General features: G+C 42.2%; 26 protein-coding genes and 7 tRNA genes. 3 read left to right on the top strand and 30 right to left on the bottom strand.

The annotated features are described in order from the left end of the window. Positions 1-48: 48 nt before the first annotated feature. The 7 genes from hflX to P9L93_06440 all read right to left on the bottom strand — a co-directional run bounded on the left by hflX (position 49) and on the right by P9L93_06440 (position 6,759). Positions 49-1,284: a GTPase HflX gene (hflX, locus tag P9L93_06470; protein MDP8230725.1), complete on the bottom strand. Its 1,236-nt coding sequence runs from the start codon at positions 1,282-1,284 to the stop codon at positions 49-51. Next, positions 1,266-2,120 carry a tRNA (adenosine(37)-N6)-dimethylallyltransferase MiaA gene (gene miaA, locus P9L93_06465; GenBank protein MDP8230724.1) on the bottom strand — a complete coding sequence of 285 codons (855 nt, stop codon included), beginning with the start codon at positions 2,118-2,120 and terminating at the stop codon, positions 1,266-1,268. Before miaA ends, hflX begins: the two co-directional genes overlap by 19 nt. Beyond that, the gene (gene miaB / locus P9L93_06460) at positions 2,111-3,271 is read right to left on the bottom strand and encodes a tRNA (N6-isopentenyl adenosine(37)-C2)-methylthiotransferase MiaB (protein MDP8230723.1); all 1,161 of its coding nucleotides are present in this window, start codon (positions 3,269-3,271) and stop codon (positions 2,111-2,113) included. The genes miaA and miaB overlap by 10 nt, the downstream gene beginning before the upstream one ends. A gap of 275 nt (positions 3,272-3,546) precedes the next feature. Beyond that, positions 3,547-5,016 carry an MFS transporter gene (locus P9L93_06455; GenBank protein MDP8230722.1) on the bottom strand — a complete coding sequence of 490 codons (1,470 nt, stop codon included), beginning with the start codon at positions 5,014-5,016 and terminating at the stop codon, positions 3,547-3,549. After that, positions 5,016-5,663 carry a hypothetical protein gene (locus P9L93_06450; GenBank protein MDP8230721.1) on the bottom strand — a complete coding sequence of 216 codons (648 nt, stop codon included), beginning with the start codon at positions 5,661-5,663 and terminating at the stop codon, positions 5,016-5,018. The genes P9L93_06455 and P9L93_06450 overlap by 1 nt, the downstream gene beginning before the upstream one ends. Before the next feature lie 2 nt (positions 5,664-5,665). After that, positions 5,666-6,040, bottom strand: a complete 375-nt coding sequence (locus P9L93_06445) for a PilZ domain-containing protein (GenBank protein ID MDP8230720.1) — start codon at positions 6,038-6,040, stop codon at positions 5,666-5,668. Further along, a complete protein-coding gene (locus P9L93_06440) occupies positions 6,037-6,759 on the bottom strand; it encodes a tetratricopeptide repeat protein (GenBank protein ID MDP8230719.1) in 723 nt (240 codons plus the stop codon). The genes P9L93_06445 and P9L93_06440 overlap by 4 nt, the downstream gene beginning before the upstream one ends. An 81-nt stretch (positions 6,760-6,840) precedes the next feature. Here P9L93_06440 and P9L93_06435 point away from each other — a divergent pair, with 81 nt between their 5' ends. From P9L93_06435 to P9L93_06425, 3 genes are read left to right on the top strand one after another with little or no spacing between them, the layout of a single operon-like run. Then, positions 6,841-7,566, top strand: a complete 726-nt coding sequence (locus P9L93_06435) for a ComF family protein (protein MDP8230718.1) — start codon at positions 6,841-6,843, stop codon at positions 7,564-7,566. Continuing rightward, on the top strand, positions 7,563-8,654 hold the full coding sequence (locus P9L93_06430; protein MDP8230717.1) for an LptF/LptG family permease: 1,092 nt from the start codon (positions 7,563-7,565) through the stop codon (positions 8,652-8,654). Before P9L93_06435 ends, P9L93_06430 begins: the two co-directional genes overlap by 4 nt. A 6-nt stretch (positions 8,655-8,660) precedes the next feature. Next, positions 8,661-9,767: an LptF/LptG family permease gene (locus P9L93_06425; protein ID MDP8230716.1), complete on the top strand. Its 1,107-nt coding sequence runs from the start codon at positions 8,661-8,663 to the stop codon at positions 9,765-9,767. On the opposite strand, the gene ahcY is transcribed toward P9L93_06425, so the two are convergent. The 23 genes from ahcY to P9L93_06310 form a co-directional block, all read right to left on the bottom strand. Next, positions 9,764-11,170, bottom strand: coding sequence for an adenosylhomocysteinase (ahcY, locus tag P9L93_06420; protein ID MDP8230715.1), 1,407 nt, complete (start codon positions 11,168-11,170; stop codon positions 9,764-9,766). The two genes, P9L93_06425 and ahcY, sit on opposite strands and share 4 nt — an antisense overlap. A gap of 11 nt (positions 11,171-11,181) precedes the next feature. After that, positions 11,182-12,351: a methionine adenosyltransferase gene (gene metK, locus P9L93_06415; protein ID MDP8230714.1), complete on the bottom strand. Its 1,170-nt coding sequence runs from the start codon at positions 12,349-12,351 to the stop codon at positions 11,182-11,184. Then, entirely contained in the window at positions 12,352-13,098 is a 747-nt protein-coding gene (locus P9L93_06410) for a nucleotidyltransferase family protein (protein ID MDP8230713.1), read from the bottom strand. It abuts the gene before it with no gap. A 1-nt stretch (position 13,099) separates the two neighbouring features. Next, positions 13,100-14,179 carry a bifunctional phosphoglucose/phosphomannose isomerase gene (locus P9L93_06405; protein MDP8230712.1) on the bottom strand — a complete coding sequence of 360 codons (1,080 nt, stop codon included), beginning with the start codon at positions 14,177-14,179 and terminating at the stop codon, positions 13,100-13,102. Then, positions 14,176-15,930, bottom strand: a complete 1,755-nt coding sequence (ptsP, locus tag P9L93_06400; GenBank protein MDP8230711.1) for a phosphoenolpyruvate--protein phosphotransferase — start codon at positions 15,928-15,930, stop codon at positions 14,176-14,178. Before ptsP ends, P9L93_06405 begins: the two co-directional genes overlap by 4 nt. Beyond that, positions 15,930-16,193, bottom strand: a complete 264-nt coding sequence (locus tag P9L93_06395; protein ID MDP8230710.1) for an HPr family phosphocarrier protein — start codon at positions 16,191-16,193, stop codon at positions 15,930-15,932. The genes ptsP and P9L93_06395 overlap by 1 nt, the downstream gene beginning before the upstream one ends. A gap of 2 nt (positions 16,194-16,195) precedes the next feature. Next, positions 16,196-17,440, bottom strand: a complete 1,245-nt coding sequence (locus tag P9L93_06390; protein ID MDP8230709.1) for a YvcK family protein — start codon at positions 17,438-17,440, stop codon at positions 16,196-16,198. A gap of 3 nt (positions 17,441-17,443) precedes the next feature. Next, a complete protein-coding gene (locus tag P9L93_06385) occupies positions 17,444-17,914 on the bottom strand; it encodes a PTS sugar transporter subunit IIA (protein ID MDP8230708.1) in 471 nt (156 codons plus the stop codon). Between the two features lie 98 nt (positions 17,915-18,012). Then, positions 18,013-18,087 (bottom strand) — tRNA-Gly (locus P9L93_06380). A gap of 182 nt (positions 18,088-18,269) precedes the next feature. Further along, positions 18,270-18,354: transfer RNA gene (locus tag P9L93_06375), tRNA-Leu, on the bottom strand. 118 nt (positions 18,355-18,472) lie between these two features. Then, positions 18,473-18,548 (bottom strand) — tRNA-Lys (locus P9L93_06370). Between the two features lie 211 nt (positions 18,549-18,759). Beyond that, a tRNA-Arg gene (locus P9L93_06365) sits at positions 18,760-18,836 on the bottom strand. Continuing rightward, complete coding sequence (gene radC / locus P9L93_06360) at positions 18,827-19,501, bottom strand: DNA repair protein RadC (protein MDP8230707.1); 675 nt, start codon at positions 19,499-19,501, stop codon at positions 18,827-18,829. The genes P9L93_06365 and radC overlap by 10 nt, the downstream gene beginning before the upstream one ends. An 84-nt stretch (positions 19,502-19,585) precedes the next feature. Continuing rightward, on the bottom strand, positions 19,586-20,590 hold the full coding sequence (gene rlmN / locus P9L93_06355) for a 23S rRNA (adenine(2503)-C(2))-methyltransferase RlmN (GenBank protein ID MDP8230706.1): 1,005 nt from the start codon (positions 20,588-20,590) through the stop codon (positions 19,586-19,588). Between the two features lie 108 nt (positions 20,591-20,698). Further along, positions 20,699-21,247: a hypothetical protein gene (locus P9L93_06350; protein ID MDP8230705.1), complete on the bottom strand. Its 549-nt coding sequence runs from the start codon at positions 21,245-21,247 to the stop codon at positions 20,699-20,701. After that, positions 21,244-21,981 carry an RNA methyltransferase gene (locus P9L93_06345; GenBank protein MDP8230704.1) on the bottom strand — a complete coding sequence of 246 codons (738 nt, stop codon included), beginning with the start codon at positions 21,979-21,981 and terminating at the stop codon, positions 21,244-21,246. Before P9L93_06345 ends, P9L93_06350 begins: the two co-directional genes overlap by 4 nt. A 65-nt stretch (positions 21,982-22,046) precedes the next feature. Then, complete coding sequence (locus P9L93_06340) at positions 22,047-22,712, bottom strand: hypothetical protein (GenBank protein ID MDP8230703.1); 666 nt, start codon at positions 22,710-22,712, stop codon at positions 22,047-22,049. Further along, positions 22,702-23,295, bottom strand: coding sequence for a hypothetical protein (locus P9L93_06335; protein MDP8230702.1), 594 nt, complete (start codon positions 23,293-23,295; stop codon positions 22,702-22,704). The genes P9L93_06340 and P9L93_06335 overlap by 11 nt, the downstream gene beginning before the upstream one ends. A gap of 303 nt (positions 23,296-23,598) precedes the next feature. Next, complete coding sequence (locus tag P9L93_06330) at positions 23,599-23,871, bottom strand: cupin domain-containing protein (protein MDP8230701.1); 273 nt, start codon at positions 23,869-23,871, stop codon at positions 23,599-23,601. A 93-nt stretch (positions 23,872-23,964) separates the two neighbouring features. Beyond that, positions 23,965-24,038, bottom strand: a tRNA-His gene (locus P9L93_06325). Between the two features lie 9 nt (positions 24,039-24,047). Beyond that, positions 24,048-24,902: a hypothetical protein gene (locus tag P9L93_06320; protein MDP8230700.1), complete on the bottom strand. Its 855-nt coding sequence runs from the start codon at positions 24,900-24,902 to the stop codon at positions 24,048-24,050. A 208-nt stretch (positions 24,903-25,110) separates the two neighbouring features. Next, positions 25,111-25,187 (bottom strand) — tRNA-Arg (locus tag P9L93_06315). A gap of 2 nt (positions 25,188-25,189) precedes the next feature. Further along, positions 25,190-25,267: transfer RNA gene (locus tag P9L93_06310), tRNA-Pro, on the bottom strand. Positions 25,268-25,317 lie beyond the last annotated feature (50 nt).

Genomic DNA, 25,317 nt, shown 5'->3' with positions numbered 1-25,317 from the left:
GATTTTTATTGATCCTGAGTCTGCCGCAGGCGGACGAAGGATCTTATTCTAAAATTTGAGCTGATTCTTTAGTCTTAAAGGTATTATGGCTTCTATATAAACCGAGGTAGGCCTGTCCTCTCTTTTATGGACCTTGCCGTGTTCGTAGATCAAATTCACCTTGTCCATCCTATTGTTCGGGATCTCGATTTTTACCTTTGTGACAAGGTTTGACAAGAGATTTGAAATTTCGCTTATGAGATCCTCTATGCCATGCCCACGTAATGCAGAAACTAATACTGGGTCTCTGAATTTACTTTTAATGCGGTCCAAATGATACCCATTCTCTACCAGATCGACCTTGTTGAGCACATTGATTATAGTCTTGCCTTCTGCTCCTAACTCCTTTAATACACTATACACTGCCTCATTCAGCTCTTGAACGCGAGGATTCGAACAGTCAAGCACGTGTATCAGTAGATCTGCCTCCTTGACCTCTTCCAGCGTAGCCTTGAACGACTCTATAAGATGATGCGGAAGTTTATACAAAAACCCTACTGTATCACTAAACAGGATCTTCAGGTTATTCGGAAGCACATAACTCCTTGCTATAGGATCAAGTGTGCTAAAAAGTTTGTCAGCAGTTAATTTTCTGGAGTTGGTGAGGTGGTTTAAAAGAGTGGTCTTGCCTGCGTTGGTATAGCCCACGATTGAAACAGTGGCAAGCATAGCGTCCTTGCGCCTTTTCCGTAAGGCATGACGCCTTTTCTCTAAGTCCTTTAATTCTTTCTTTAGCCTTGCAATGCGATCCCCGATCCTTCGCCTGTCATGCTCAAGTATTTTTTCTCCTGGGCCGCGCGTACCAATACCACCGCCAAGCCTTGAAAGCTCAATGCCCTTGCCAGTAAGCCTTGGCAATAAATATTGTAACTGTGCCAGCTCTACCTGGACCTTGCCCTCCATGCTCCTTGCATGCTGGGAAAATATGTCAAGTATGAGCTGGGTCCTGTCAATGACTTTGATGCCATCAAGCCCTTTTTCTAAATTCCTGAGCTGCGTAGGCGTAAGGTCATTATTAAAAATAACTGATTTCGCGCTCTTCTTCTTTGAAAGCAAAGCTATTTCTTCGAACTTACCTTTGCCAATAAATAGATCAGGCGTGGGCCTCTCTCTATGACATACGATCTCTGCCTCTATAGACGCGCCACTCGAACACGCAAGCTCTTTGAGCTCGTTAGCGCGATCCTCTGCCGACCACCCTTTTTCTTTCTTCAAATCAACTGTTACTAGTATAGCCTTTTCCATTGGATGCGCTTGTCTGGACGGAACCAGGTTAGTTGGCGCTTGGCAAAATGCCTTGTGTTCTTCTTTAAAAGCTCCTTTGCTTGGCCAAGTGAAAGATCTCCTTTAATATACCCCATTACCTCATTATACCCTAAAGCCTTTTTTGCCGTAAGGCTCAATTTCCTGCGAGATAGATTTCTTACCTCTTTTACTATGCCCTGCCTGAACATATCTTCTACCCGTTCGTCTATATTTTTATAGAGTTCTTCACGGGGCCTGTCTATACCAAAGATCTTAAAAGAATAACCCAGCGCTTCTCTCTTCTTCAATAATTCAGATGGCCGCCTCTTCTCAGTGCGATAGATCTCCAGCGCCCTTACTATCCTTCTCAGGTCATTCAGGTGTATCTTCTTAGCCCTCTCTGAATCTACCTTTTTTAGCTTATTGTAAAGATACTTATTGCCATATTTCCCTGCCAGGACATACTGAGCCTTTCTAAATTTCTCGTCCTTTCCTGCTGAAGTAAATAACCCGTCGACCATAGCCTTAACATATAAACCACTGCCTCCTACAAACAATGGAGTCTTGCCGCGCTTAAATATATCTTCTATTGCAGCAATCGCCAATCTTCTATATTCAGACACGCTAAATTCTTTAGTAGGAGGGATGATATCTATTAGATGATGTTTTACCTTTCGCCTGTCGCTCTTACTCGGCTTAGAAGTAAGAATATCCATACCTTTATATACGCACATGGAATCACAGGACACTATCTCTGCGTTGAGCTTTTTGGCTAATTTAAGGGAAACCTTGGTCTTACCTGATGCGGTAGGTCCTACTAAAAATATTACCTGCATAATGAAATCTTCTTTTGTGTCTCCAAAAGCAAGGCGTGACGTCTTTCTTTTTCCTCTTTTAAGACATTATCCTTGAACTTTCCGGCCTTTGTAAAAGGCCTTGGCGAATATTTAAATATATAAGCATTGCAGAAGCGGATCTCTTTGATTGCCTTTAGCGTATCATTAAAATCCTTTCTTGTCTCTCCTGGAAAACCTACTATGAAATCCGAGGCAATCTTTCCATCTTTAACTATTCGTCTAAAATCCTTTATGAGCTTCTTGTATCGCTCAACAGTGTAACCCCTGTTCATTCTCTTCAGGATCTTGTTCGACCCAGACTGTAAAGGCAGGTGCAGCTGTTTTGAAAGAGACTCAGTCTCTGCCATTGCCTTAAATAGATCTATTCCCGCGTCTTTAGGATGAGAAGTCATAAAATCTATCCTTATGCTGCTCTTTGACTTGCAACTGTAGGCCGGGTTTAAACCTGGCCTACTATTCCTGTTAGCAAGCTCGTCTATCTTTCTCAAAAGTCCTGAAAAACTAATCTTCTCCTTTAACCCTCTTCCGTAAGAATTGACATTTTGCCCCAGGAGAGTGATCTTCTCAACACCTTTACCTGCAAGCCCCTCTATCTCTTCTAAAATTTCCACTGAAGGCCTGCTTCTCTCAGGGCCTCTTACATAAGGGACAATACAGTATGAGCAAAAATTAGCGCAACCTTCCATTATCTTAACATGCGCATTTTTACCCACGCCTCTTTCCTTAGGAAAATCCGGGATCTTTTTAGCGCTATGGCCTCCGATACAAATAATATGTCCAGCACCAGATCTTACCCTCTTTATAATCCCTGGGATCCTATCTAAATCAGCTGGCCCGCATATAAAATCCACATGCGGAAGTTTTCTAAATATCAAATCCTTTTGCGCCTCTGCCATGCAGCCTATGATTCCAAAAACCACACCAGGCCGCTTTTCAAGAGAACCCACTCTCCCAAACACCCTATCCTCAGCATGCTTACGAACACTGCATGTATTGAAAAGTAAGACATCTGCCTCTTCCAGATCTTTGCTAAGAAAATACCCCTCCTGCAAAAGCAAATCCCTTACCCTCCCAGAATCATGCTCATTCATCTGACAACCAAAAGTTCGAAGATAGAATTTTTTATTCATAAAGGCTTATTCCTTTCTTCGAAGCTTTTGGTTAATCCTGAGCGAGCGCCGAGCACAAAGTGCGAGAAGCGAGTCGAAGTGACAGCCAAAAGTGCGGATGCAGATTCTTTTCTTGGTCATAATGGAATATTATAGCAGGATATGGCTATACGATGTTGATACTTTAGTGACAAGGGACAGGGGACAAGAGACAAGGGGGCTTAGATACTCCTTGTCCCTTGTTGCTTGTCACTTGTCCCTTGGTACGAGGTTTTAAACGGCACAAGCTGTCTATATTACGCTTCTCTTCGTCTTTCTTCTCCTCGTCTTTGTTCTCCTCGTCTTTCTTTTCTTCGTCTTTCGACCTGTTCACGAATGTCATATGCCTTAGCTTCTGAGATCTTAAAGGTCATAATAATAAAAATAGCAGCAATAGAGGCTATAATCGGAATGCCGATATCACAGATCCTCATCCACAATAAAGTTTTGACTGTTTGGTTAGCGCCTAACGCAACATCGAAACCAGTCGCGTTGAGGAGGATTCCGGAAAGAAGCGATGCAACTGCTAATCCTAGTTTTACCATCCACCAGTAAATAGCGCTAAACATACCTTCTCTGCGTGTGCCGGTCTGGAGTTCGTCAAGGTCACAAACATCAGCTACCATGGAACCGGTCAGCGTGAAGAGAGATCCCAGGCCAAACGCTATGAATGGAGCAGCGATCAGCAGTAAATATGGCTGATCTGGATTATACCCTATCCATTTCAAAGCGTAACCGATGATCGAAAGGGAAATGGTGATTAAAAAGGTCTTTCGCTTTCCGATCTTTGTGGAGATCCATGTGGTCAAGAAGATGACGCAAAAAGTACAAACGGAACTGATCGATCCAAACCAACCGAGCAATGTCCCGCCTTTTGAATAATCGCCGCCATAAACGTAGAAGAAAATAACATAGGCTGAGAAGGCGGAAGCGAGCATGAATCCGTTGAAGATCAAGAATGTCGCTGCGCAAAGTTTGACAAATGGACGACATTTCAAAGTAATCGCGAAACCTTTGAAGAAATCTTTCAGTTTATTCAGAAGACCCTTGCCTTTTTCAGGTTTCGCTAAGTTGCCGAATCGCTCTTTGTTGAAAATAGCCGGAAGTATGCCACCAACTATGATAAAACCACCGATGATAAATCCGAGGGTCCGTGCTCCATGGACAATATCTGTAAACATATTCTTGTTGCTCATGATCTTGAAAAACCAGGGAGCGATCACCCAGGCAAATTGAGCGATAAAGTTGCTGGCCCCCTGCAGTCGTGTCCGCTCATGATAATCGGGTGTCATTTCATACCCTAGCGCGATCCAGGGAATCGAATAACAGGTAAATCCGATGAAAAACAGGATCTGGAACCCTAAGAAATACCAGAAATAGAAATTGTCGCTATGTCCCTTATATAGCTGGAACATCGCTGCGAATAAAAGTCCCGCAGAAAGAGCCCCAAAGAATATAAAAGGCCTGCGGCGTCCATAGCGGGTTCTGGTATTATCTGAACTGTAACCAATAAGAGGATCTGATATGGCATCGACAAGACGGGGAATGGCCCCGATAAGACCGACTAAAGCGGGATTCAAGCCTAATCCGAGGTTCAAAACAATGACCATGGATCCAAGGGCGGCGGCCTGAATATTATTAACGAGGCCTCCTATACTGTATATGACTTTTTGAAAAATAGAAATGCGATCTTCGCGGGCCGTCACATGGTGAGTCGACTGTTGCATTAATTGCCTCCTTTAGTGTCTACGAAGCTCAATGGGAATACAATATCACTTAGACAACAGGGCAGCATTACAGCGACTATGGTTATTAAAAAGATCCCGCCTATCATATGGATCCAGTCTGTAATGCCGAATGAAATGAGATAAAGGATAGATGCCATGCTGCTTACAAGGACGTGCATCGAGTGGGAAAACTCTGTGCTCTTCTCGATCGTGGAAGGCACGAGAAAACCAAAGAGTACCCCTATAAAAGCAAAAGGGATGATAATGCCCGGGTGTTCTAAAATGCAAAGGTGCAGAAACATCTGGCGGCCAAACAGCTTACCGCCAAGATACGGAAGCAATATATCGCTGACACCACAGATGACAATAGAACCAATAAGGCCTACCAGAAACGCCTTTAAAAAACGCCTCTCATGCTTCCAAAACATTGCTGTTGTTACAATAGCGCTTAAAAGGATGTGAATCGGGTGAAATACATGAAAAAGTTCTTCTGCCGCATTTGGCAGCAGGTGTTTCGTATTTAAACTTATCGCGACAAATGTCAGAAGCCCCAGGATAATTATCCCTACAGTAACACCAAAGACAGAATACGGCAGATGTTCTAATAACTCTGACACAATATGGTTTAATTTGCTCTTTTTCTTCATAGTCACATCTTTAAATACCCTGAAAGCTTTTCAACCATCCTGCCGCAATAATATTTCAAAAATCTGCCCTCGTCTGAACTGGAGATATCAACTAATTTTATTCCATTCATAAATTTCTTCTCTCCGCCCCTGAGCCCTTTGATATCCATAACCCAGAGTATCTCTCCAGTAAGAGAGACAGGCTTACCTCTGTCACCCAGATCTACCTCTAATCCTACATGAGTGCCTGGTTTTAATTTCTTATCTGACTCAAAGCACATACCTTCCGCAGAGATATTTTTCACATTGACGAATCTTAGAACTTGCTCGGAGTCCATCATCCTGTACTTGGCATTTATCTTTAATGCAAACCTGGGATACCGTCTCCTCTCTATCATAATACCTCCATAATAAGCTTCTTTGCCTCATTAAGCGTTGCCGCAAGAAATTTCTCCTTGTATTCCGTTGATATCTTTAACTCTTTGAGGCATCTGTCTACATAATCTATGACCTCTCCGTTCTCCCTATCAAAAGATAAAACTGAAACAAAACTCATAAGCGCTTCCTTAAACTTATCATCCTCGAAATAGATCTTTCCTATTTTAAAATAGCTTTCCCGATTTATAAAAGATCGTTCGCAATTTGCATCGATTACTTTATTAAAAAACTCGTATGCCTTTTCAAACTTCTCTTCATCATAATATAGATTAGCTATGCGCAAATACGCATCAGCCAGATCATATGTATTTATATACCCGCGTTCCCTCTCTTTTAAGCTGTCAATAAAACTCACGAATTCCTTTATGCCTCTTTCGCTCTTTAATTTATCCCTTACTGTCTTCAACCTAAAGGCATTATTCATGTACTCCTCTATAACATGATCAACCCTGTCCATAAGATCCTGAAGGTAATATTTCGGATTAAGGGTTATCGCATCCTTGTAATGTTTGATAGCTTCCTTGTATAGGCCTGTGGCTGTCTCATAATTCTTCCAGCGCGCCTCGACCCTGGCCTTATTATGACAATCCACAGCTCTGTCAATAACAGGCTTTATCCTGCCACGCTCCTTATTCCACTCCTCCAGATCCTTTATCTTTCTCTCTGTATTATCATCCATACCCAAATCAATATAGCACAAAAGTAAGGATTTGTTAAGACATTTTGACTTTAATTCCCTTGTATGCTATATTTATGCTATATGATTTCTAGTATTATAAATCTTTTCTTTCCTTCGTCTTGTCAGGTGTGCGGTGAAAAGACCAGGCCTCCTGATGAGAATATATGCGCTAGCTGCATGAAAAAGATAAAAAAAAGACTGCCTCCTTTCTGCGTAAAATGCGGCAAAAAGCTCTCAGGCGGACCAGAGATGAAAGAGCTATGCAATGACTGCAAGGAAGATACCTTGTATTTTGACAAGGCCCTCTCGGTATTCCATTACGACGGAGCGATCAAAAAACTGGTGCATGATTTTAAATATAAAAAAATCACCTCCCCTGTAAAGGAATTCACTAGATCGACAATAGACTTTATGAAAGAACATGGTATGGCCAAAGATCTTGATCTGGTGCTCTCTGTGCCCATGCATCGCTCCAGACTCTTCAAGAGAGAAATAAATCCTTCTCGCGTACTGGCGGAAAATATAGCAAAGATCATGCATGTGCAATATTCTGATGGGGTCCTTAAAAAAACTATAAATACCCCGCCCCAGAGCAGTCTCCCCAGGAACGAGAGAATAAAAAATATAAAAAAGAGTTTCTCACTGCAGAAAAATAAAATCACTCACATCAAAGATAAGAATATGCTGCTCGTAGATGACCTCTTTACAACAGGCAGCACTGTAAATGAATGCGCAAGGATCCTTAAAGAAGCAGGCTCGCGTCAGGTGGAGATCATAACGCTGGCACGCGGAGACAAAGCAATATGAAAATCTTATGTAAGTATCTGTTAAAAGACATCTTTCTCATGTTCCTGTTCTCCCTCCTTGTTTTCACCTTCGCATTGGTTACAGGAAATATGATAAAGCTTGCTGATCTGGTCATCAATAAAGGTGTGGATATCGCGCTTGTCGGTAAACTCTTTCTATTCATGGTGCCGTTCCTCCTGAGCTATACCATACCCATGTCTGCCCTGAGCGCGACCTTGCTTACCTTTGGGAGACTTTCTTCTGACAATGAGATAACTGCCATGCGCGCGCAGGGGATCAATATCTCAAGACTCACAGTACCTTTGATCATAGCTGGGATCGTACTTAGCCTTTTTTCTATTATACTCAACGACAGGATCTTGCCAGAGGCGCATTTCGCATCCCGCAAGATCGTAAAAAATATAGGCGTAAAAAACCCTATAGCGTATCTTGAGGCAGGTGTATTCATAAAGAGTTTCAAGGGCTATATCATATTCATAAACGAGATAGACGAAAACAGATTAAAGGAAATCCGCATATACCAGATCCAGAAAGACCGCCCGACAAGGACCATAATAGCCAAGAAGGGCGAATTCATCACCCTCGAGAATCAAAATGCGATAAAACTAAAGCTCACCAACGGCACAAGCGACGAGCCCAATCCAAAAAATCCGATGCACTTCTATAAATTGAATTTCAAGACATACTATCTCACCATGAACATAGACAAGACGGTCCCCCAGGGACACTACGTGCAGAAAAAACCAAAAGAGATGAACTTCCATGAAATAAAAGAAGAGTTAAAAAAACTCGGCCGTCATCATATAGACGCGCCTGCCCTGATAGCGGAGTTTCACAGAAAGATCTCTATATCCTTTGCCAGTCTAATATTTATTATAATCGGGATCTCTCTTGGCATATTTACGAAACGAGGTGAAAAGACAGTGCAGTTCGCAATAGCACTGGCTGTAATTGTGACATATTATGTATTAATGGCGGGTGGAATGGCCCTCTCTCTAAAAGGCGGCCAGACTATTGCATTATATATGTATATGCCAAATATAATACTTGCGATCATAGGCGGCGTGCTGTTTAAGAAAACTGTATAATAAACTATGAGAATACTTGATAAATATATAACAAAAAATTTCCTATATCCCTTCTTTTATTGTCTGACCTTGTTTATCTTTCTATACATAATAATAGACTTATTCGGGCATCTTGACGAGATACTAAAACACACTGTCCCGATATTGATACTGCAGGAATATTATTTTTCCATGATACCGTTTATCGTTATAAATACAGCCCCGATAACCAGCCTTATCTCGACCATCTACGTCATAAGCGCGATGAATAAATATGATGAAATAACAGCCATGCGCGCCGCAGGTATAAATATATTCAGGATACTCGTACCTTTTATACTCTTAGGACTGGTCATTTCGATCTCCATATTCGCGATTTCAGAAAAGATCTTACCTCTAAGCACGAAAAATGCAAGAATCATAAAGGAAAACTACATCGAAAAAAATAGGCCAACGGGCCAACGGGCAAACGGGCAACGGGCTAAACGAATCAATAACATCGCCCTCTACGGCAAGGGTGACAGGCTCATATTTATAGAAAGCTATGATAGCCTATCAAAAACCGCAAATGGCATTACAATACTGGAGCAGGATAAAAATGGTAACATAGCAGGAAAGATAAATGCCAGCGAAGGAAAATGGCTAGGGGGAGTGTGGAAATTTTCAAATATACTTATATATCAACTCAATGAGAAAGGTATGGTAAAAGGTAACCCCCTCTTTTTTGAAAATAAAGACATCCGCATGGAAAGCCCTAAAGAACTCATATCAAAGGGCACGGACTACGAATTGATGAATTTCAGGGATCTATCGAATTATATAAATAACTTCTCGAATACCTCGCCTGAGATCATAAAAAGACTACGCGTGGATCTACATCAAAAAATCAGTCTTCCTTTCACAAGCCTGGTAATCATCCTTTTAGGAGCGGCATTCGCGATAAAGATAAAACAGAGGGGCAAGACCGCCGCTATTATAGGAATGGCGATGGGTATTGTGATCGGATTTATATATTACGCTTTTATGGCAACATGCATCGCCCTTGGAAAAGGCGGAATCATACCGCCCATCCTCTCGGCCCACCTGGCTAATATCCTATTTGGTTTTATTGGGATTACGCTGATTAGAAACTAATACCGGTAATGGTCTGGCTTATAAGGTCCTTCTACAGGCACACCTATATAACCAGCCTGGTCTTTGGAAAGTTTTGTAAGTCTCACGCCGATCTTATCCAGATGCATCCTTGCCACTTCCTCGTCAAGATACTTAGATAACCTATAAACTATCTTTTTGTATTTGTCTTTATTTTTCCATAGATCTAATTGGGCAAGGACCTGATTTGTAAAAGAATTGGACATGACAAATGAAGGATGCCCTGTAGCGCAGCCAAGATTGACCAGCCGCCCCTCTGCTAATAAATAGAGCTCTTTGCCGCCAGGAAAGACATATTTATCTACCTGTGGTTTAATATTTATTTTTTTAACCCCAGGGTATTTTTCAAGGGCTGCAACCTGTATCTCATTGTCAAAATGCCCTATGTTGCATACAATGGCCTGGTCCTTCATCTTTTTCATATGTTCGATCCTGATGACATCTTTATTTCCAGTAGCTGTCACGTATATATCTCCGATGCCCAAGGTGTCCTCCAAGGTAGCTACTTCAAAACCCTCCATAGCTGCCTGCAAAGCGCAAATAGGGTCTATCTCAGTCACGATAATCCTTGCGCCAAGCCCTACCAAAGAATGGGCAGAACCTTTTCCCACATCACCATAACCGCACACAATAGCTACTTTACCTGCCACCATGACATCAGTCGCCCTTTTGATGCCGTCTACGAGGGACTCTCTACAGCCATACAGATTGTCAAATTTTGACTTGGTGACTGAATCATTTACATTGATCGCGGGGACAAGAAGCTCTTTCTTTTTCATCATCTGATAAAGGCGATTGACTCCAGTAGTAGTCTCTTCTGAAACACCTTTCCATTCCTTGGCTATTTTACTCCATTTATTTGGATCCTTTTTCAAGTCCTTCTTTAATAACTTTATAAGTTCTGCCTCGTCTTCTCCGCCTGGTTTTTTATCGAGTGCTTTTGAATTTTTCTCAGCAGCGACTCCAAGATGTATCATTAAAGTCGCGTCCCCTCCATCATCTACAACAAGCTGCGGGCCTTTGCCTCCGGGAAAGGTAAGGGCCTGTTCCGTGCACCACCAAAAATCTTCAAGCGTCTCGCCCTTCCACGCAAATACTGGAACGCCAGTCTTTGCAATAGCTGCTGCAGCATGGTCCTGCGTGGAAAATATATTACAACTCGCCCATCTGACCTTAGCCCCGAGCTTGACAAGTGTTTCTATAAGCACTGCTGTCTGGATAGTCATATGCAGCGAACCCATTATCCTGACACCAGATAAAGGCCTGCTTTTTGCGTACTTTTTCCTTACAGCCATAAGCCCTGGCATCTCATGTTCTGCGATCTCTATTTCTTTTCTTCCAAAATCAGCAAGACTGATGTCTTTTATTTTATAATCCTTGGACATTATTACACTCCTTACTTGATACGCGCTGCTTTCTTTAAAAGTTTTACCTTGTCACATCTTTCCCACGTAAAGCCCTCGCCTTCCCTTCCGAAATGGCCATACGCAGCTGTTTTATTGTAAATCGGCTTTAATAGATCCAACTCTGTTATTATCCCTCTCGGAGTCAAATCAAAATGCTCGCGTATTAAACCTACTATTTTCTCTTCTGAGATCTTCCCTGTGCCAGCAGTGTCCACCAAAAGTCCTAACGGCTCTGCCTTACCTATTACATAGGCAAGCTGTATGGTGCACTGCTTTGCAATACCTGCCGCTACAATATTCTTGGCAACATATCTGGCCATGTAAGCAGCAGAGCGATCGACCTTGCTGGGATCCTTTCCTGAAAAAGCGCCTCCTCCGTGCGATACCACGCCTCCGTATGTATCAACGACTATCTTTCTGCCAGTCATGCCTGTATCTGACTGAGGGCCGCCGATCAGGAATTTCCCTGTCTGATTGACATAATACTCTGTTTTGCTGTCAGCCAGCTTTCCAACGATAGGCTTTGCGATCTTCTGTATCAGCTCTTTTCTTGCTTTTTCCGTTATATTCTTACCTGTCTTATCAAGGATCTCTTCAGTATGCTGTGATGCAAGCACAACAGAATTGATCCTCTTTGGCGCTCCATTTTTATATTCGACTGTCACCTGCGACTTGCTGTCAGGGCCTAAATATTTCAAGATCCCACCTTTCCTCAGATCAGCCATTCTCTTTACGAGCTTATGGGCAAGCATTATGGGCAAAGGCATAAGTTCAGGAGTCTCTTCACAGGCATACCCAAACATCAGGCCCTGGTCACCTGCACCGCCCGCGTCAACTCCCTGTGCGATATCAGGAGACTGAGAATGAATCGCATTTAAAATAGCGCAGGTCTGGCAATCAAGCCCATACCTAGGATGCGTATAACCTATGTTCTTTACCACATTCCTGGCTATATTTATAACGTCCACGTATGCGGTAGTCGTAATCTCGCCGCCTACTATGATAAGTCCCATTGTTACAAATGTCTCACAAGCCACACGACCCCTTGAATCCTGTCTCAAGACATTATCAAGTATAGCGTCTGATACCTGGTCACACAGTTTATCCGGATGCCCCTCTGACACTGACTCTGAAGTTATAAAATATTTCCCAGCCGGCATTTACCCCTCCTTCTTAAATGTTTCATTCGCCTCTTCATAAGATTTCAGATCGCCTATATCAAACCACTTCTCGTTCTTAAAGACATATCCGAATATCGCATCTTTCTTCGAAAGCCACTCAAGAAAATATCCGGGCGCATCCTTGCTTTCATCAGTGTCCAGATATTTCTTTACAACTCCCAATTTCTCCTTTGGGAAAAAATAAAGACACTTTGCGGCAAGCGTAGATCTCGGATTCTTTGGTTTTTCTTTAAACTCGATCGCTTTTTTATTTTTATCAAGCGTAACAATACCGTACTTCTTCGCAAGAGTCAAGTCCCCGACATCGTATAGCCCTATGGAAATCGATGGCCTCTTGGAAATAGCAAAATCCATGAATTCGGCAAGGCTTGTCCTGAAGATATTGTCTCCTGCAAGAACCAATAAATCATCCTTTATGTTCTCTTTTCTTATGACAAACTCTATATCTCCGGTTGCGCCAAGCCTGTCGTCATTGGATACGGTGCCATCGTTAATAACAGTTATCTTTTTAGAGCTAGTGAAACCTTGTTTCCATTCTTCAAAATGCTTATGAAATTTTTCATTTGTTACAATAAATACCTCGTCCACTTCCTTCAAGGGTTCGATGATATCAAGAATAAATTCAATAACAGGCCTGCCAGCCACAGGTAAGAGTGGCTTTGGCTTGTCCAGTGTAAGTGGATAGAGTCGTGTAGCGTATCCAGCTGCGAGGAGCAATGCCTTCATTTTATCCTTTTACTAATTCTGCCTTCAGATAATCTACGCTCTTTACAGGCGTGGGATCAATGTTATTTAATATAGCGAGATAAAAACTTACAAAGTCTCCTATATAGATAAGAGAGATTACCCTCGCCAGGAGACTGGAATCATCGCCTCTTTCCAATTCAAAGATCTCTGCGCCAGATTCCTTTATAATAGCCTTGGATATTTCTATGCGCTTTCCGGTCCTCGCATGATCTTTCTTATCTCGTAGGATTATGACCTTAAAATCCTTTAGAAGGTGCTTTGGAAATTTCCAGCCAACGATCTCATTATGATTCATCTCAGGCAGCACATGACTGGACGAGAGGGCCTTTGAATTCTCCGCGATCTGCCCTCTCCACCTGACGCTCACGGCCTCAGTGACATCACTGGTACCGTATACTATACAATATTTTCCAAGAAGTTTTAGCGCGAGCTTTTTGGATATGTTTTTCTCTGTTTGAACATCAATGCCTATCTCTTTATCCCTTAAATTATTAAGCGCGAAAAAAACAGCCTCGATTTCCTTTTTCTTATCTCCTATAAGCCCCAGCTTTTCCAGAATAGCTATTACAGAAATAGACATGTAACCGACTGCTGTCCTTGGAGGAAAACCAGAGGGAATTGTAACATGACTAAAGCCGTTTTTAGAAGACAGCTCTTTCAGCTTGCCTCCTGAGCCCATTGTAATTATATTGGCACCTCTTTTAAGGCCATCTTCAAAAGAAGAAAGCGTCTCTTCTGTATTGCCGGAATAACTCGCGCAAAATAAGAGCGTATTCTTTCCTACAAAATTAGGCAGCGTGTAGTTGCGAGAGACGACTACAGGAAGCTCAAGCTCATTTTGCAAATAAATCCTCACAATATCCGCGCCTATAGCAGAGCCGCCCAATCCCGCAAAAACTATATTGTTAATCTGGTTTTTTGGTTTTGATACCTTAGACTCTCTTCCTATTTCGTAAGCCTCTTTACATTGTTCAGGAAGTCCTGAAATAAGCTTCAGCATATTTGATGTATCCAGCTTAGCCACTAATTCACGGTTGTCTAAATTATTCATCTGGGTCATTTAATATTTCTCCTCATCTTTTTCAGGGCTGGGATAAATTCGTCTAATTTCTTGTTTGTAAACTCCTCCACCTCTTTCCCTGTTGGCAAAGTCAATGCCTCTTCAGCCACGGCCTGGGCATCCTTAAACTTAACATTCCTTATTATATATTTCATCTCTGGAATAGCCGCGGCGCTCATACTGAATTCATCCAATCCAAGGCCTAACAATAAAAGCCCGAATGCAGGTTCTCCTGCCATTTCTCCGCACATCCCCACCCATATCTTATTCTTATGCCCTGCATCGATTATATTTTTTATCAATCTGAGTACTGCGGGATGCGTTGGTTTGTAAAGGTAGGCTATCTTTTCATTCACCCTGTCTACTGCGAGCGAATACTGTATAAGATCATTTGTGCCTATGCTGAAAAAATCCACTTCTTTTGCCAGTAAATCGCATGTAATCGCGGCAGAAGGTATTTCTATCATCGCGCCGATCTCAACGTCTTTATCGAACTTTATCTTTTTGGCGCGCAATTCCTGTTTTGCCTCGTTCAATACCTCGATCGCCTGCCTTAGCTCTTCGACACCAGAGATCATCGGAAACATAAGTTTGATATTCCCAAAAGCGCTGGCCCGCAATATTGCCCTCAACTGTGCCTTAAATATCTTTGGCTGCGCGAGACAAAATCTTATGGCACGCCATCCCAAAAACGGATTCATCTCATGCGGCACATCAAGCTGTGATAAAAACTTATCACCTCCGAGATCCAGGGTACGCATTATAACAGAAGAACCGGAAAGTTTTGTTACGACCTTTTTATATGCCTCAAATTGTTCATCCTCGCTAGGCAAGCCCTTTCTATTCATATATAAATATTCTGTGCGATAAAGGCCTATACCTTCTGCGCCATGCGAGATAACAGAATCTATCTCTTCAGGCATTTCGATATTCGCTGACATCTCAACACGATGCCCATCAAGCGTCTGGGCAGGTTCGTCTTTTAAATTAATAAGGCCCTTTTCAAATTTTACAAACTGGGACCGCCGAGTCTGGTATTTTTTAAGCGCGGCTTTGTCCGGATTGATTATCACAATACCTTCTGTACCATCAACGATAAGCACATCTCCGGAATTCATCTTGGCTGTGGCCTTCTCTAATCCCACCACGGCTGGTATCTCCAGGGACTTTGCCATAATGGCTGTATGTGAAGTGCGGCCGCCTATGTCAGTGACAAACCCCATCACATTTTTCTTATGCATGGTCGCGGTGTCTGAAGGCGAAAGATCATATGCCACCACAATAACCTTTTCTTTTAAATCGCTTAATGACTTTTCTTTTGCGCCCAATAGATTTTTCAGGATCCTCTTGCCAACATCATCTATGTCGCTGATCCGCTCCCTTAGATATTCATCATTCATCTTGGCAAAGACCTTTATATACTTATCCAGGACATTGCTGAACACATGTTCAACGCATTTATGTTCCTTCTTCAAGCGATCTATTACCTCTTCGATAAGCATCCTGTCCTCGAGAACCAATAGATGAGCATTGAAGATCTCTGCATGATGCGTGCCCATCTCCTTTGTTATTTTTTTCTGTATATCCACTATCTCTGTGCGAGTCTTGATAAGCGCTTCTTCAAAACGCACGATCTCAGTCGGTATATCACTTTCTTTTATCTTTCGCGCAGACACTATGAAACGCCTCGCGTCAAATAAAAATACCTTCCCAATAGCTACCCCAGGCGAAGCTGGTATACCTTTTAATATCATACGGCTGTCTCCCCAGATACTACCTTTTCAAGTTCTTCCATTGCCTCTTTTGCGTCAGGGCCATCTATTTTAAGCTGTATGGTGCTTCCTTTTTCAGCAGCCAGAGTCATAAGTCCCATTATGGATTTCCCGTTCACTTCGTCATTTCCTTTTTTTACAATGACTTCGCTCTCGTACTTATTTGCTATCTGTACGAAAAGCGCGGCTGGACGCGCGTGAAGACCCTGTGAATTATTCACTATTACCTTTTTTTCTATCAACATCACTGTTTATTGGCTGCTGCCTTTGCCTTTAGGGCAAGGTCTATGATAATCTTTGAAAGTTTCTTTGGATCATGCCTTACATAATCCTTAGTATTTATAATATCCTCTTCAATCACACTATATCCTTTTTCAATGATCCTGTCAGAATCAGCCAGTACAGGATATGCGTTCTCTTCTTCATATTTTTTAAGCAGCTCCGAAGGAACAGTCCCTGTATTTACTATGCAGCTATTTACAATATCTGGCCTGGTATGCGAAATAATAGTGTTTAAATGACCGAATGCTGTATAATTATCTGTTTCCCCTGGCTGAGTCATTACATTGCACACGTAGACCTTAGGCGCTGGTGACAGGGCAGCCCTGTCGGCAATGCCAGTCACTAAAAGATTTGGGATTACGCTGGTATATAAACTGCCCGGGCCAAGGATTATTATATCTGCGTCATCTATGGCCTCGAAAGATTCCTTGCTGGGCCTGCAATTCACAGGGTCCAGAAAAACCCTTCTTATGGGACTTGATTGCTCTACTATCTTTGTCTCACCTTTTGTCTTTTGGCCGTTCTGATGCTCTGCGACAAGCTGGACCTTGTCAAACGTAGAAGGTATGACCCTTCCCCGTATGGCAAGCACCTTACTTGACTCTTTTATTGCCTTTTCAAAATCACCTGTAACCTTGGAAAGCGCGGTGATAAACAGATTGCCAAAACTGTGGCCAGCCAATTCTGACTCATTGCCGAATCTAAACTGGAACAGATCCCTCATCAGCGGCTCTGCGTCTGCGAGCGCTACAAGACAATTTCGTATATCGCCTGGAGGAAGTATATCGAACTGTTCCCTCAGTCTTCCAGAAGAGCCGCCATCATCAGCAACAGTCACTATCGCTGTGATATTGCTGGAGAGCTCTTTTAACCCATGAAGAAGCACTGACAGGCCTGTCCCTCCTCCGATCACTACTATCTTAGGGCCTTTTTCAAGCTGGCGATGATGGTATACTATATTTACAAGCTCGCCTTCTTTTACCTGGGGTAAAAACACCTTGATGAAGGATTTCACCATCCTCTTTATCCCGTATATGATCACTAAGGATCCAAGGACGATAACAGATATGCCAAGTCCATGCGAGCCAGGAAATTTTCCAGCGATCAATACGATAGACCCTATTGCAACAAGGGCTACACCTATACTGCATGTAATGATCCAGCGCTTTACCTTCATCCCAGGTAATAGCCACTTTAATCTACGCATATTTTATGATCTTCTCTGATCTTCTTCTTTTATGATCTTAAGTAGAGCCTTTTCGTTTTCTGCTTTCTTTAACGAATCTCTAAAATATTTGTCTTTTAGTAACTTTGATATGCGGGCGAGTGCCTTGAGGTGAGGACCGGATGATTCTATGGGGGCGAGTAAAAGGAAAAATATATACGCTGGCTCTCCATCAAGAGAATCGAAATTTATACCCTGTTTCGATACGCCAAAAGCGCCTACGAGTTCCTTCGTATATTCGCATTTGCCGTGCGGGATAGCGACACCCTGGCCAATGCCTGTTGAACCAAGCGCCTCCCTGTTGAGGAGTACCTTGACTACTGGGTCCTTCATCCGGGGTTTCAATTCCCCTGCTTTGATCAATGAATCAGTGAGTTCCTGTATGACTCCTTTTTTGTTCTGTGACTTCAGATTTGCCGAAATTGCCTTTTCGTTCAAAAAATCAAGAATCTTCACGTGTGTATCCTCCTGTTTTAGACTGCGTAAAAATATTTAGATCCTTCGGATGTTCCTATTCGTCACATCCTCAGGATCAATTTCGCCTTCGGCGAAATTGGAGCGGGAGACGGGGCTCGAACCCGCGACCTTTTCGTTGGCAACGAAAAGCTCTACCACTGAGCTACTCCCGCGAAATTTACGAAGTAAATTTCATCCCGAAGTGCCGTTAAACAATGCGACGAGCAGGAGCATTGTAGGCACTGAGGGACAAATTCTACTCATTCACTTTGTCAAAGGTCCTTCACTTCGCTATGAGGCTCCTATTCGTTGCCTCATTACGCTCGCTCAGGATCAAATCCGCCTTCGGCGGATTTGGTGGGCGGAAGAGGAGTCGAACCTCCATGGATTGCTCCACTAGCTCCTAAGGCTAGCGTGTCTGCCAGTTTCACCATCCGCCCGCCTACGCTCATGTGCTGCTAATCTTCGAAGTTTGCTTCGGCGGGCAAGCCCTTTTTAAAATTAGGTGGCTTGCCACCCGTAGCATGCTACGAAGAATCGCTCTATGTGAGCGTAGGATGGTACCCCCAACAGGGCTCGAACCTGTGACCTTATCATTAAGAGTGATCTGCTCTACCAGCTGAGCTATGGGGGCGACTACCCAAGTTTCAGTAATATATCATAGAACAGATATGTAGTCAACACACAAATGGCTTGCCACCCGTAGCATGCTACGAAGAATCGCTATATTTGAGCAAAGGTCTCCTACGCTCATGCGTTGCTAATCTCTGTAGCATGCTTCGAAGACTAAAGGTGGCTTGCCATCCGTAGTATGCTACGAAGATTAACCCCATGTGAACGTAGGGTGGCGCGCCTAGGAGGATTTGAACCTCCAACCTACTGGTTCGAAGCCAGCCACTCTATCCGATTGAGCTATAGGCGCTTTTCGTCAGTGAAACTATAAAACCTATTGTCTCCTATTATAATATGATCCAGCACGTTCAGCTGAAGCACTTCACCTGCTGCCTTAAGATTCTCAGTAAACAAGACATCCTCTTCACTCGGCTCAGGGTCTCCAGATGGATGATTATGTACCGCAATAATGCTTGTGGCAAAATTCTGGAGCGCCTTTACCATTACCTCCCTGATCTGAGGCGCTGCCCGATCAACCGAACCTTCCTCTACCTCAAGTATATCTATTATATTATTTTTGCCATCTAGAAGCAATATTTTAAATATCTCCTTTTTTAGGTCCCTTAACCTTGGCATTAAAAAATCAGCTACCTCTCTTGGCGATCTGACCCTGTATCCAGGCTGTTTTTCCTCGCTCATAAATCTCCTGGCTATCTCAAATGTTGCTCTAAGCCTGGCGATCTTTGCCCTGCCCATGCCTTTGAAACCCTGCAACTGAACAATATCAGTATGACTCATATTGCGAAATGTCTTAAAATGCGTTATGAGTTCGCTCCCTAATTCCACTGCGCTCTTGCCTTCTGACCCTTGTCCAAACAATATCGCCAGAAGCTCTGAACTATTCAGCGTGTGCTCTCCGTGCTTAAAAAGCCTCTCCCTTGGCCTTTCATCTTTAGGCCAGCTATCTATAGCCATAATAAAACCCCCTTTTTTTAATAGTAACCCAGGTTTAAACCTGGGCTACTATTATAATAGACACAAAAAGAGGGTCAGATTCTTTCAACTATTTTTCATTGCCAGCTGGCCGCAGGCAGCAAAGATGTCTTTACCTTTTGACTCGCGAAGAGTTACATTCACGCTGTTTTTGACCAGTCTCTTCTGAAATAGCTCAATATCTTTCCCAGTGGGCACCTTGAATCTCTTCCCAGACACAGGACTATAAGGAATGAGATTTATCTTGGCCTTTATTTTTTTAGCTATGTGAGAAAGTTCATTTGCGTCCCTTAGTGAATCATTCTTATCCTTGATTAATATATATTCGAGCGTGATCATCCTTCCTGAAAAATCATTACATGCTGCTATCAACTCTTCCAAAGGATACTTTTTATTGATAGACATCAGACTACTTCGAAGTTTATTATTGGCAGCGTGAAGAGATATCGAGAGATTTACTTGAAGATCTATTTCCTTAAATCTCCTGATCCCGGGTATTATCCCGCACGTTGAAACAGTTATTCTCCTGGCGCCGATACCCAGACCTAATGGAGAATTCATTATCTCGATCACTCTTTTCAGATTCTCAAAATTATCCAGCGGCTCGCCCATGCCCATAAACACAAAATTTGTTATCTCACCGCCCACAAGAATAATCTGGTCAAGGATCTCTGACGGAAAAAGGTCTCTCTTGAATCCTTTGAGGCCGCTTGCGCAAAACGCACACCCAAATTTACATCCGACCTGCGTGGAAAGGCAGATCGTTTTTCTTGAGCTGCTTGGTATAAGTACGCTCTCTATAAGACCACCGTCCTCTAATTCAAACAAAAACTTCTCAGTGCCATCCCTGGATTTAAGCCTCTCCTTTAGCTTAACACCTCCCAGGCAAAAAACTCTACCAAGTTTATCCCTGAAAGATTTCGGCAGATTACCCATCTCATCAAAACTGCGCGCGCCTTTCTTATATATCCACTCAAAAAGCTGATTCGCCCTGTAAGATGCCTCTGAGAGCTTGCCCAGTTCTTCCTTTAATTCTTCAATTGTAAAATTCTTGATATTTTTCTTTTGCATTAGGTGGTGGGGATTAGCGAGGCTTGCCCCGTTCCAAATTCTTAAAAATCATCAAATAATCTACGAGAATTGCCCGCAGTTAGTTACAAACAGCAAATTGACTATCGACTAGAATTTGGAATGGGGTCTGTCTTCTTTATTGAAACGCTCTAACAATCTTCTTATGTCGCTATTGGCTGACTTGGCGATCTGGGTGCAAATAAAGATCAGCACTGAAAACTGCCAGCAGTCCTCAGGTCCGACAACCAGCCCGGAATGTACGTCTTCCTTGCGCTGCAACATATCAGAGTGATACGAAATCGCCTTTTCTATGTGGCCGTCGTAAATATTAAGCGACGCTGTTTTATTATTGTACTTCATGGAAGGAAAATTCACACCTCTTACAAGAAGAAAATTCATGACCATCTCGTGACCGATCTCTAATTCCTTCTCAAAATCAAAACCCTCGAACTGCGGCAGATTAGAAGGTAGTATGATCGCAGGTTTTTCCACCATAACCTCGCCCTGTCTTACAATAGTATCGCCCTTATTCACTAATGCCTCTGCCAAAAATGTATACGAGATATTCGTGTCAGAAAAGGTCTGTAGCTCCTGCGCGCGAGGACGTATTATCTTTGTCTTTTTTAACGCCTTTCCCCAGGCATCCTGAATATTCATGATTTTCTCTGCTTGGCTATCTCGTGGCAAAAGATGGCGCAGGAGATCGCCACATTAAAGGAAAGATTAGCGCCCTTCATGGGTATACGCGCCTTTACATCCAGCTGCTTGTCAATGCCATGACGGATCCCTCCACCTTCTGATCCTAATATGAGTCCTAAAGGAAAAGGAATAGAAATACTGTTAATGTCCTGCGCATCGTCACCAACAACGCCTCCCATGACCCAGTATCCCTTTTTCTTTGCCTTTAGTATGGAGCTTGAGATATTCGAGATCATACTAACTGCTATGAAATTCTCACCGCCTGATGCAACATGTAAAACCGCTTCTGTAACCTCGCACGCATTAAACTTAGGTATAACGATCGCAAATCCTCCAAAACACGCTGCTGTTCGAATGATAACACCTAGATTCTGAGGATCATTAAGCCTATCCAGAAAAATAAGCGTGGTCTTTTTATTCAACAGATCATCAAAGTCAGCATAGCTGAACTTCTCCACCTTGGCAACCACACCCTGCAGGTCCTTAGGGTGTTTCATCTTGGACAGTTGCCTCGGACTCACACGCGCCATCTCTATATGATTCTTGCGTACCAATTTCTCAATATGCCAAAGCTCAATACCATCCTGCAGAAACACAGTCCTTATGCTCCTCGGATTAGCCTTCAACCGCTCATACACCGAATTCCTGCCATATAAAAGCATTGTATCTCTACTCATTGTATCTCTACTCAATGTGCCTCCTAAGCAAATTTGATGGATTATTCTACATCCAGAAAGTTAGAATAGCAAGATTTAAATCAAGCTATCTTGCGCGATAGACGATGTAATTCTGTATTCGCCAATGCCAAGACTTTCTTTTTTACGGCCCTAGAGTAATATTCTTTTTCTGTCTTAGTCATTTTTTCGCCTTTTAGCTTTTTCAAAAAAAGCTCTTTTTGTTTAGGGGAAAAAACCTGTGACAATGCGTATTCAAGGCCTAATTCTTCTCTTGCTGAAAGCAATTCGCTAAGACTCGAGTCTCTTTGATTATAATAGTTAGCAAATATAGTTTTCAATCTCTGACTGGACATCACTCGCCCACCAAGTTTAAAGTCTTCGTCCTTTTTTAACTTATTTAAAAGAGCGCTGAATTCTTTCTTACTTTTGGCGTTTAAATTCTTATATAATTTATCTGCCCATGAAAACTTTATATTTAAAGTCCTATAAAGGGCAAGTGACATTATTAATAGCGCTGTCAAATCAACTTTATCAGGTAACTTCTTAAGACTATGCTTAACCACATCATAATCGAAAAGTCCTTTTTCCGCGCTATTCGCCAATAATAAAGAAAATCCTTCCCATAGACGAAGGTCTTTACTTTGCACTACTTCTGCTAAGGTAGCATTTGCGTCCTGCACCTCTTCCGTCTCAAATAAAGGGAACCCTAACTTATTTAATCTTCTCAAAAGACTCTTATCGACCATTGCTTAATCCTTTTTGTTTAACAGTGCTCAAAAAATGCTTTAGATTTTTATTTACCCTATCTTCTGAAATATCATAAGAGGCTGTTTCTTTGAATCTCTGCTCTAATAATTTCAAGTCTATATCTTTTTGTTTTGCCTTTATTAAAGAACTGCAATCTTCGATGTCTACACCATTACCTCTAAACAATTTACTAATTATAAGATCGTAATAATTAAGAACTCCTAAGTAGATATAGCTGAATTCTTTGATCAAAGTATGATTTTTCTCTTTCAATGGTGACTCCAATAATTCAGTAGTATGGACAAATTTTCCTCTAAAGAAGTCAAAGACAAGACCATCGCCCCTCGTCCACCCTGAGCCGGTTACAGACTTGTATCCCAGCTGTTCTAAAATTGATATAAGATACTCGTATTCTTTTAAATCAGGAACTATTAAATCAATATCCTTAGTAGATGCTTTTATTCCTAAAAGAGTCAAGGCTGTACCACCACAGGAAATAAGGCGCACCTTTCTCTTAAGAAACCTATTCCACGCACTAATAGTATCCAGCAACAGCTTATTATCTATTCTGTAGTCTTTCATACAATTACTTGTATATATTTATACAACTCTCTGTATAAAAGTATACAACATATCCTGTAAAATGTCAAGGGGATTTTAAGAATTGCTCTTTGATCCTTTTGATTCGCCCCATGCACGAAGGAGGCGGATGGCCCTTCGACGCGCTCGCAATAGTTAAGCTTGCGAGTTCGCTTGCTCAGGACCATGGTGAGCAAGGCCGCCAAAGGCGGCCGCGTCAAACCATGGGGTCTCTTCTTATGCGAGTTTAGAACTAGTTTATTATCCAACTCCATCGATCAAATAGAATATTGCATGTAGTTTAAATTATTCTAAGCTATCATCCACTACAGGAACAAGAAAAGAACTTACATAAAGATTTTCTTCGCTTCTAAGCGAATGCATTGTTCCAGCAGAAACAATAAATACTTTTCCTATACTTAACTCTACTTCTCCATCTTCTAAAACTCCAAAACCAGAGCCTTTTATACAATAAAAAATTTCATCATTCTTTTCGTGTTTATGCAGAGGGACTTTTGTATCTGAAGTGAGATGGTATACTTTTGTAACAATAGATTCTTTAATAGAGTTTAAATCCATGCTTTCACTCCTTATCCCCTGTTTAAAATCTTATAATCGTCTCGTCAGGGGTATCCCAGTAACGCATTTATTATCAATATGTTACAAGAAAACTGGGGTGGCTAACGGGATTTGAACCCGCTCTAAGAGAACCACAATCTCTAGTGCTGCCATTACACTATAGCCACCGCGTCGTATTAATTAAGGATGTACTTTAAAAAATTGCCCTGTAGATTCTTTATCTTAATTAGATTATTTTTAAAATTAACAAGTAAAATAAAACTCCCTGTAGCTGGCATATTCTTCCCTTCAACTAAACATCTGGCCACTAAAGTCTTTTTTGAGATCTCAATGTCACTTTTAAGATCGACGCTCAGGTCTTTTATCAGGCGACTCGCCAGTTTTATGTCGTTTACCTGGAGCCTTGCGTTTATTGTATCATCTGACCCGGCAATGCCAGTCAGGCTCAAAGGCGCCAGGGAGTCTGAATCTTTGTTTTTAAAAAATCCGCTTGCGTCAAACTCGAACATGCTTTTCCCTGGAGAACAAAGAGTTGGACTATTAACACGCCCCCTGATCTTTACTAGTTGAAAGCTCTGTCCTTCTTTGTGCTCGTATATCAAGGTGCCATTCTTTATGTATACCTTGGAGCAATGAATATTTGAACTTGATCCTTTTAAAGAACCCAAGCCTTCTTCTTTTTTCAAAAAATTAAGGACTTGAAAACCCTTCTTCCCCTTCTTCTTTATCCTCACAACAGGGTCTATTACCTTGACTTTTGAAACCATAAAATCTTTTTTCGTCAAAAAGGACTTGGGATTTAGATAAAGCCTGACATTCCTTATGTCGATCGAATCATTTACTTTCACATCACGCAGCTCAAGACAAAGCGGCAATCCAAGTCCTACTGAAGCAACAGAAATCTTCTCCTCAAAATTCTCTTCCAGAAATCTAGCAACAAACAATTTCAGATGTTCTGTTGCATAGTGATAACCAACCACCAGCGAAGCAATGACTAGAAGAAATAAAATTATATATACTACTTTTCTCATGCCACTTAAAGATGGTATGGTTTATCACCCGTCACTCACATATAGCTATTCACAGTAGCATGTTATGGATGGCTTTGCCACCCGAAGTCCTCCTACGCTCAAATATAGCCAATCTCTGTAGTATGCTTCGGAGGACAAGCATGCTTTAAAGTCAAGTGGTTTACCACCCGAAGCTTGCTGCGAAGTATCGCCACATGTGAGCGTAGGGTGGCGTCCCTGGCCTGATTCGAACAGGCGACCCTTTGCTTAGAAGGCAAATGCTCTATCCATCTGAGCTACAGGGACAGTGGTCGGGGCAGCTGGACTCGAACCAGCGACCCCCTGCTCCCAAAGCAGGTGCTCTAGCCAAACTGAGCCATGCCCCGTTCCATTTTTTCAATTTCATTGAAAAAATGGAACGGGGCACGCCCCTTAC

Origin of the sequence: Candidatus Gorgyraea atricola (assembly GCA_030765235.1) — a bacterium.
Classification (GTDB): domain Bacteria; phylum Omnitrophota; class Gorgyraeia; order Gorgyraeales; family Gorgyraeaceae; genus Gorgyraea; species Gorgyraea atricola.
Note: the sequence above shows the minus strand (reverse complement) of the source record. Positions and strands in the feature narration are given on the sequence as shown.

What these genes read in the sequence shown, in the direction of transcription:
- P9L93_06435 (MDP8230718.1), top strand. Translation starts at nt 6,841, where the DNA reads ATGATTTCTAGTATTATAAATCTTTTCTTTCCTTCGTCTTGTCAGGTG.
- P9L93_06320 (MDP8230700.1), bottom strand. Translation starts at nt 24,902, where the DNA reads ATGAGAAAAGTAGTATATATAATTTTATTTCTTCTAGTCATTGCTTCG.
- P9L93_06445 (MDP8230720.1), bottom strand. Translation starts at nt 6,040, where the DNA reads ATGATAGAGAGGAGACGGTATCCCAGGTTTGCATTAAAGATAAATGCC.
- radC (MDP8230707.1), bottom strand. Translation starts at nt 19,501, where the DNA reads ATGGCTATAGATAGCTGGCCTAAAGATGAAAGGCCAAGGGAGAGGCTT.
- P9L93_06450 (MDP8230721.1), bottom strand. Translation starts at nt 5,663, where the DNA reads ATGAAGAAAAAGAGCAAATTAAACCATATTGTGTCAGAGTTATTAGAA.
- P9L93_06440 (MDP8230719.1), bottom strand. Translation starts at nt 6,759, where the DNA reads ATGGATGATAATACAGAGAGAAAGATAAAGGATCTGGAGGAGTGGAAT.
- P9L93_06405 (MDP8230712.1), bottom strand. Translation starts at nt 14,179, where the DNA reads ATGACCCAGATGAATAATTTAGACAACCGTGAATTAGTGGCTAAGCTG.
- metK (MDP8230714.1), bottom strand. Translation starts at nt 12,351, where the DNA reads ATGCCGGCTGGGAAATATTTTATAACTTCAGAGTCAGTGTCAGAGGGG.
- miaA (MDP8230724.1), bottom strand. Translation starts at nt 2,120, where the DNA reads ATGCAGGTAATATTTTTAGTAGGACCTACCGCATCAGGTAAGACCAAG.
- P9L93_06425 (MDP8230716.1), top strand. Translation starts at nt 8,661, where the DNA reads ATGAGAATACTTGATAAATATATAACAAAAAATTTCCTATATCCCTTC.
- P9L93_06410 (MDP8230713.1), bottom strand. Translation starts at nt 13,098, where the DNA reads ATGAAGGCATTGCTCCTCGCAGCTGGATACGCTACACGACTCTATCCA.
- P9L93_06340 (MDP8230703.1), bottom strand. Translation starts at nt 22,712, where the DNA reads ATGGTCGATAAGAGTCTTTTGAGAAGATTAAATAAGTTAGGGTTCCCT.
- P9L93_06390 (MDP8230709.1), bottom strand. Translation starts at nt 17,440, where the DNA reads ATGCGTAGATTAAAGTGGCTATTACCTGGGATGAAGGTAAAGCGCTGG.
- P9L93_06350 (MDP8230705.1), bottom strand. Translation starts at nt 21,247, where the DNA reads ATGAATATTCAGGATGCCTGGGGAAAGGCGTTAAAAAAGACAAAGATA.
- P9L93_06455 (MDP8230722.1), bottom strand. Translation starts at nt 5,016, where the DNA reads ATGCAACAGTCGACTCACCATGTGACGGCCCGCGAAGATCGCATTTCT.
- rlmN (MDP8230706.1), bottom strand. Translation starts at nt 20,590, where the DNA reads ATGCAAAAGAAAAATATCAAGAATTTTACAATTGAAGAATTAAAGGAA.
- P9L93_06430 (MDP8230717.1), top strand. Translation starts at nt 7,563, where the DNA reads ATGAAAATCTTATGTAAGTATCTGTTAAAAGACATCTTTCTCATGTTC.
- P9L93_06335 (MDP8230702.1), bottom strand. Translation starts at nt 23,295, where the DNA reads ATGAAAGACTACAGAATAGATAATAAGCTGTTGCTGGATACTATTAGT.
- hflX (MDP8230725.1), bottom strand. Translation starts at nt 1,284, where the DNA reads ATGGAAAAGGCTATACTAGTAACAGTTGATTTGAAGAAAGAAAAAGGG.
- miaB (MDP8230723.1), bottom strand. Translation starts at nt 3,271, where the DNA reads ATGAATAAAAAATTCTATCTTCGAACTTTTGGTTGTCAGATGAATGAG.
- P9L93_06330 (MDP8230701.1), bottom strand. Translation starts at nt 23,871, where the DNA reads ATGGATTTAAACTCTATTAAAGAATCTATTGTTACAAAAGTATACCAT.
- ahcY (MDP8230715.1), bottom strand. Translation starts at nt 11,170, where the DNA reads ATGTCCAAGGATTATAAAATAAAAGACATCAGTCTTGCTGATTTTGGA.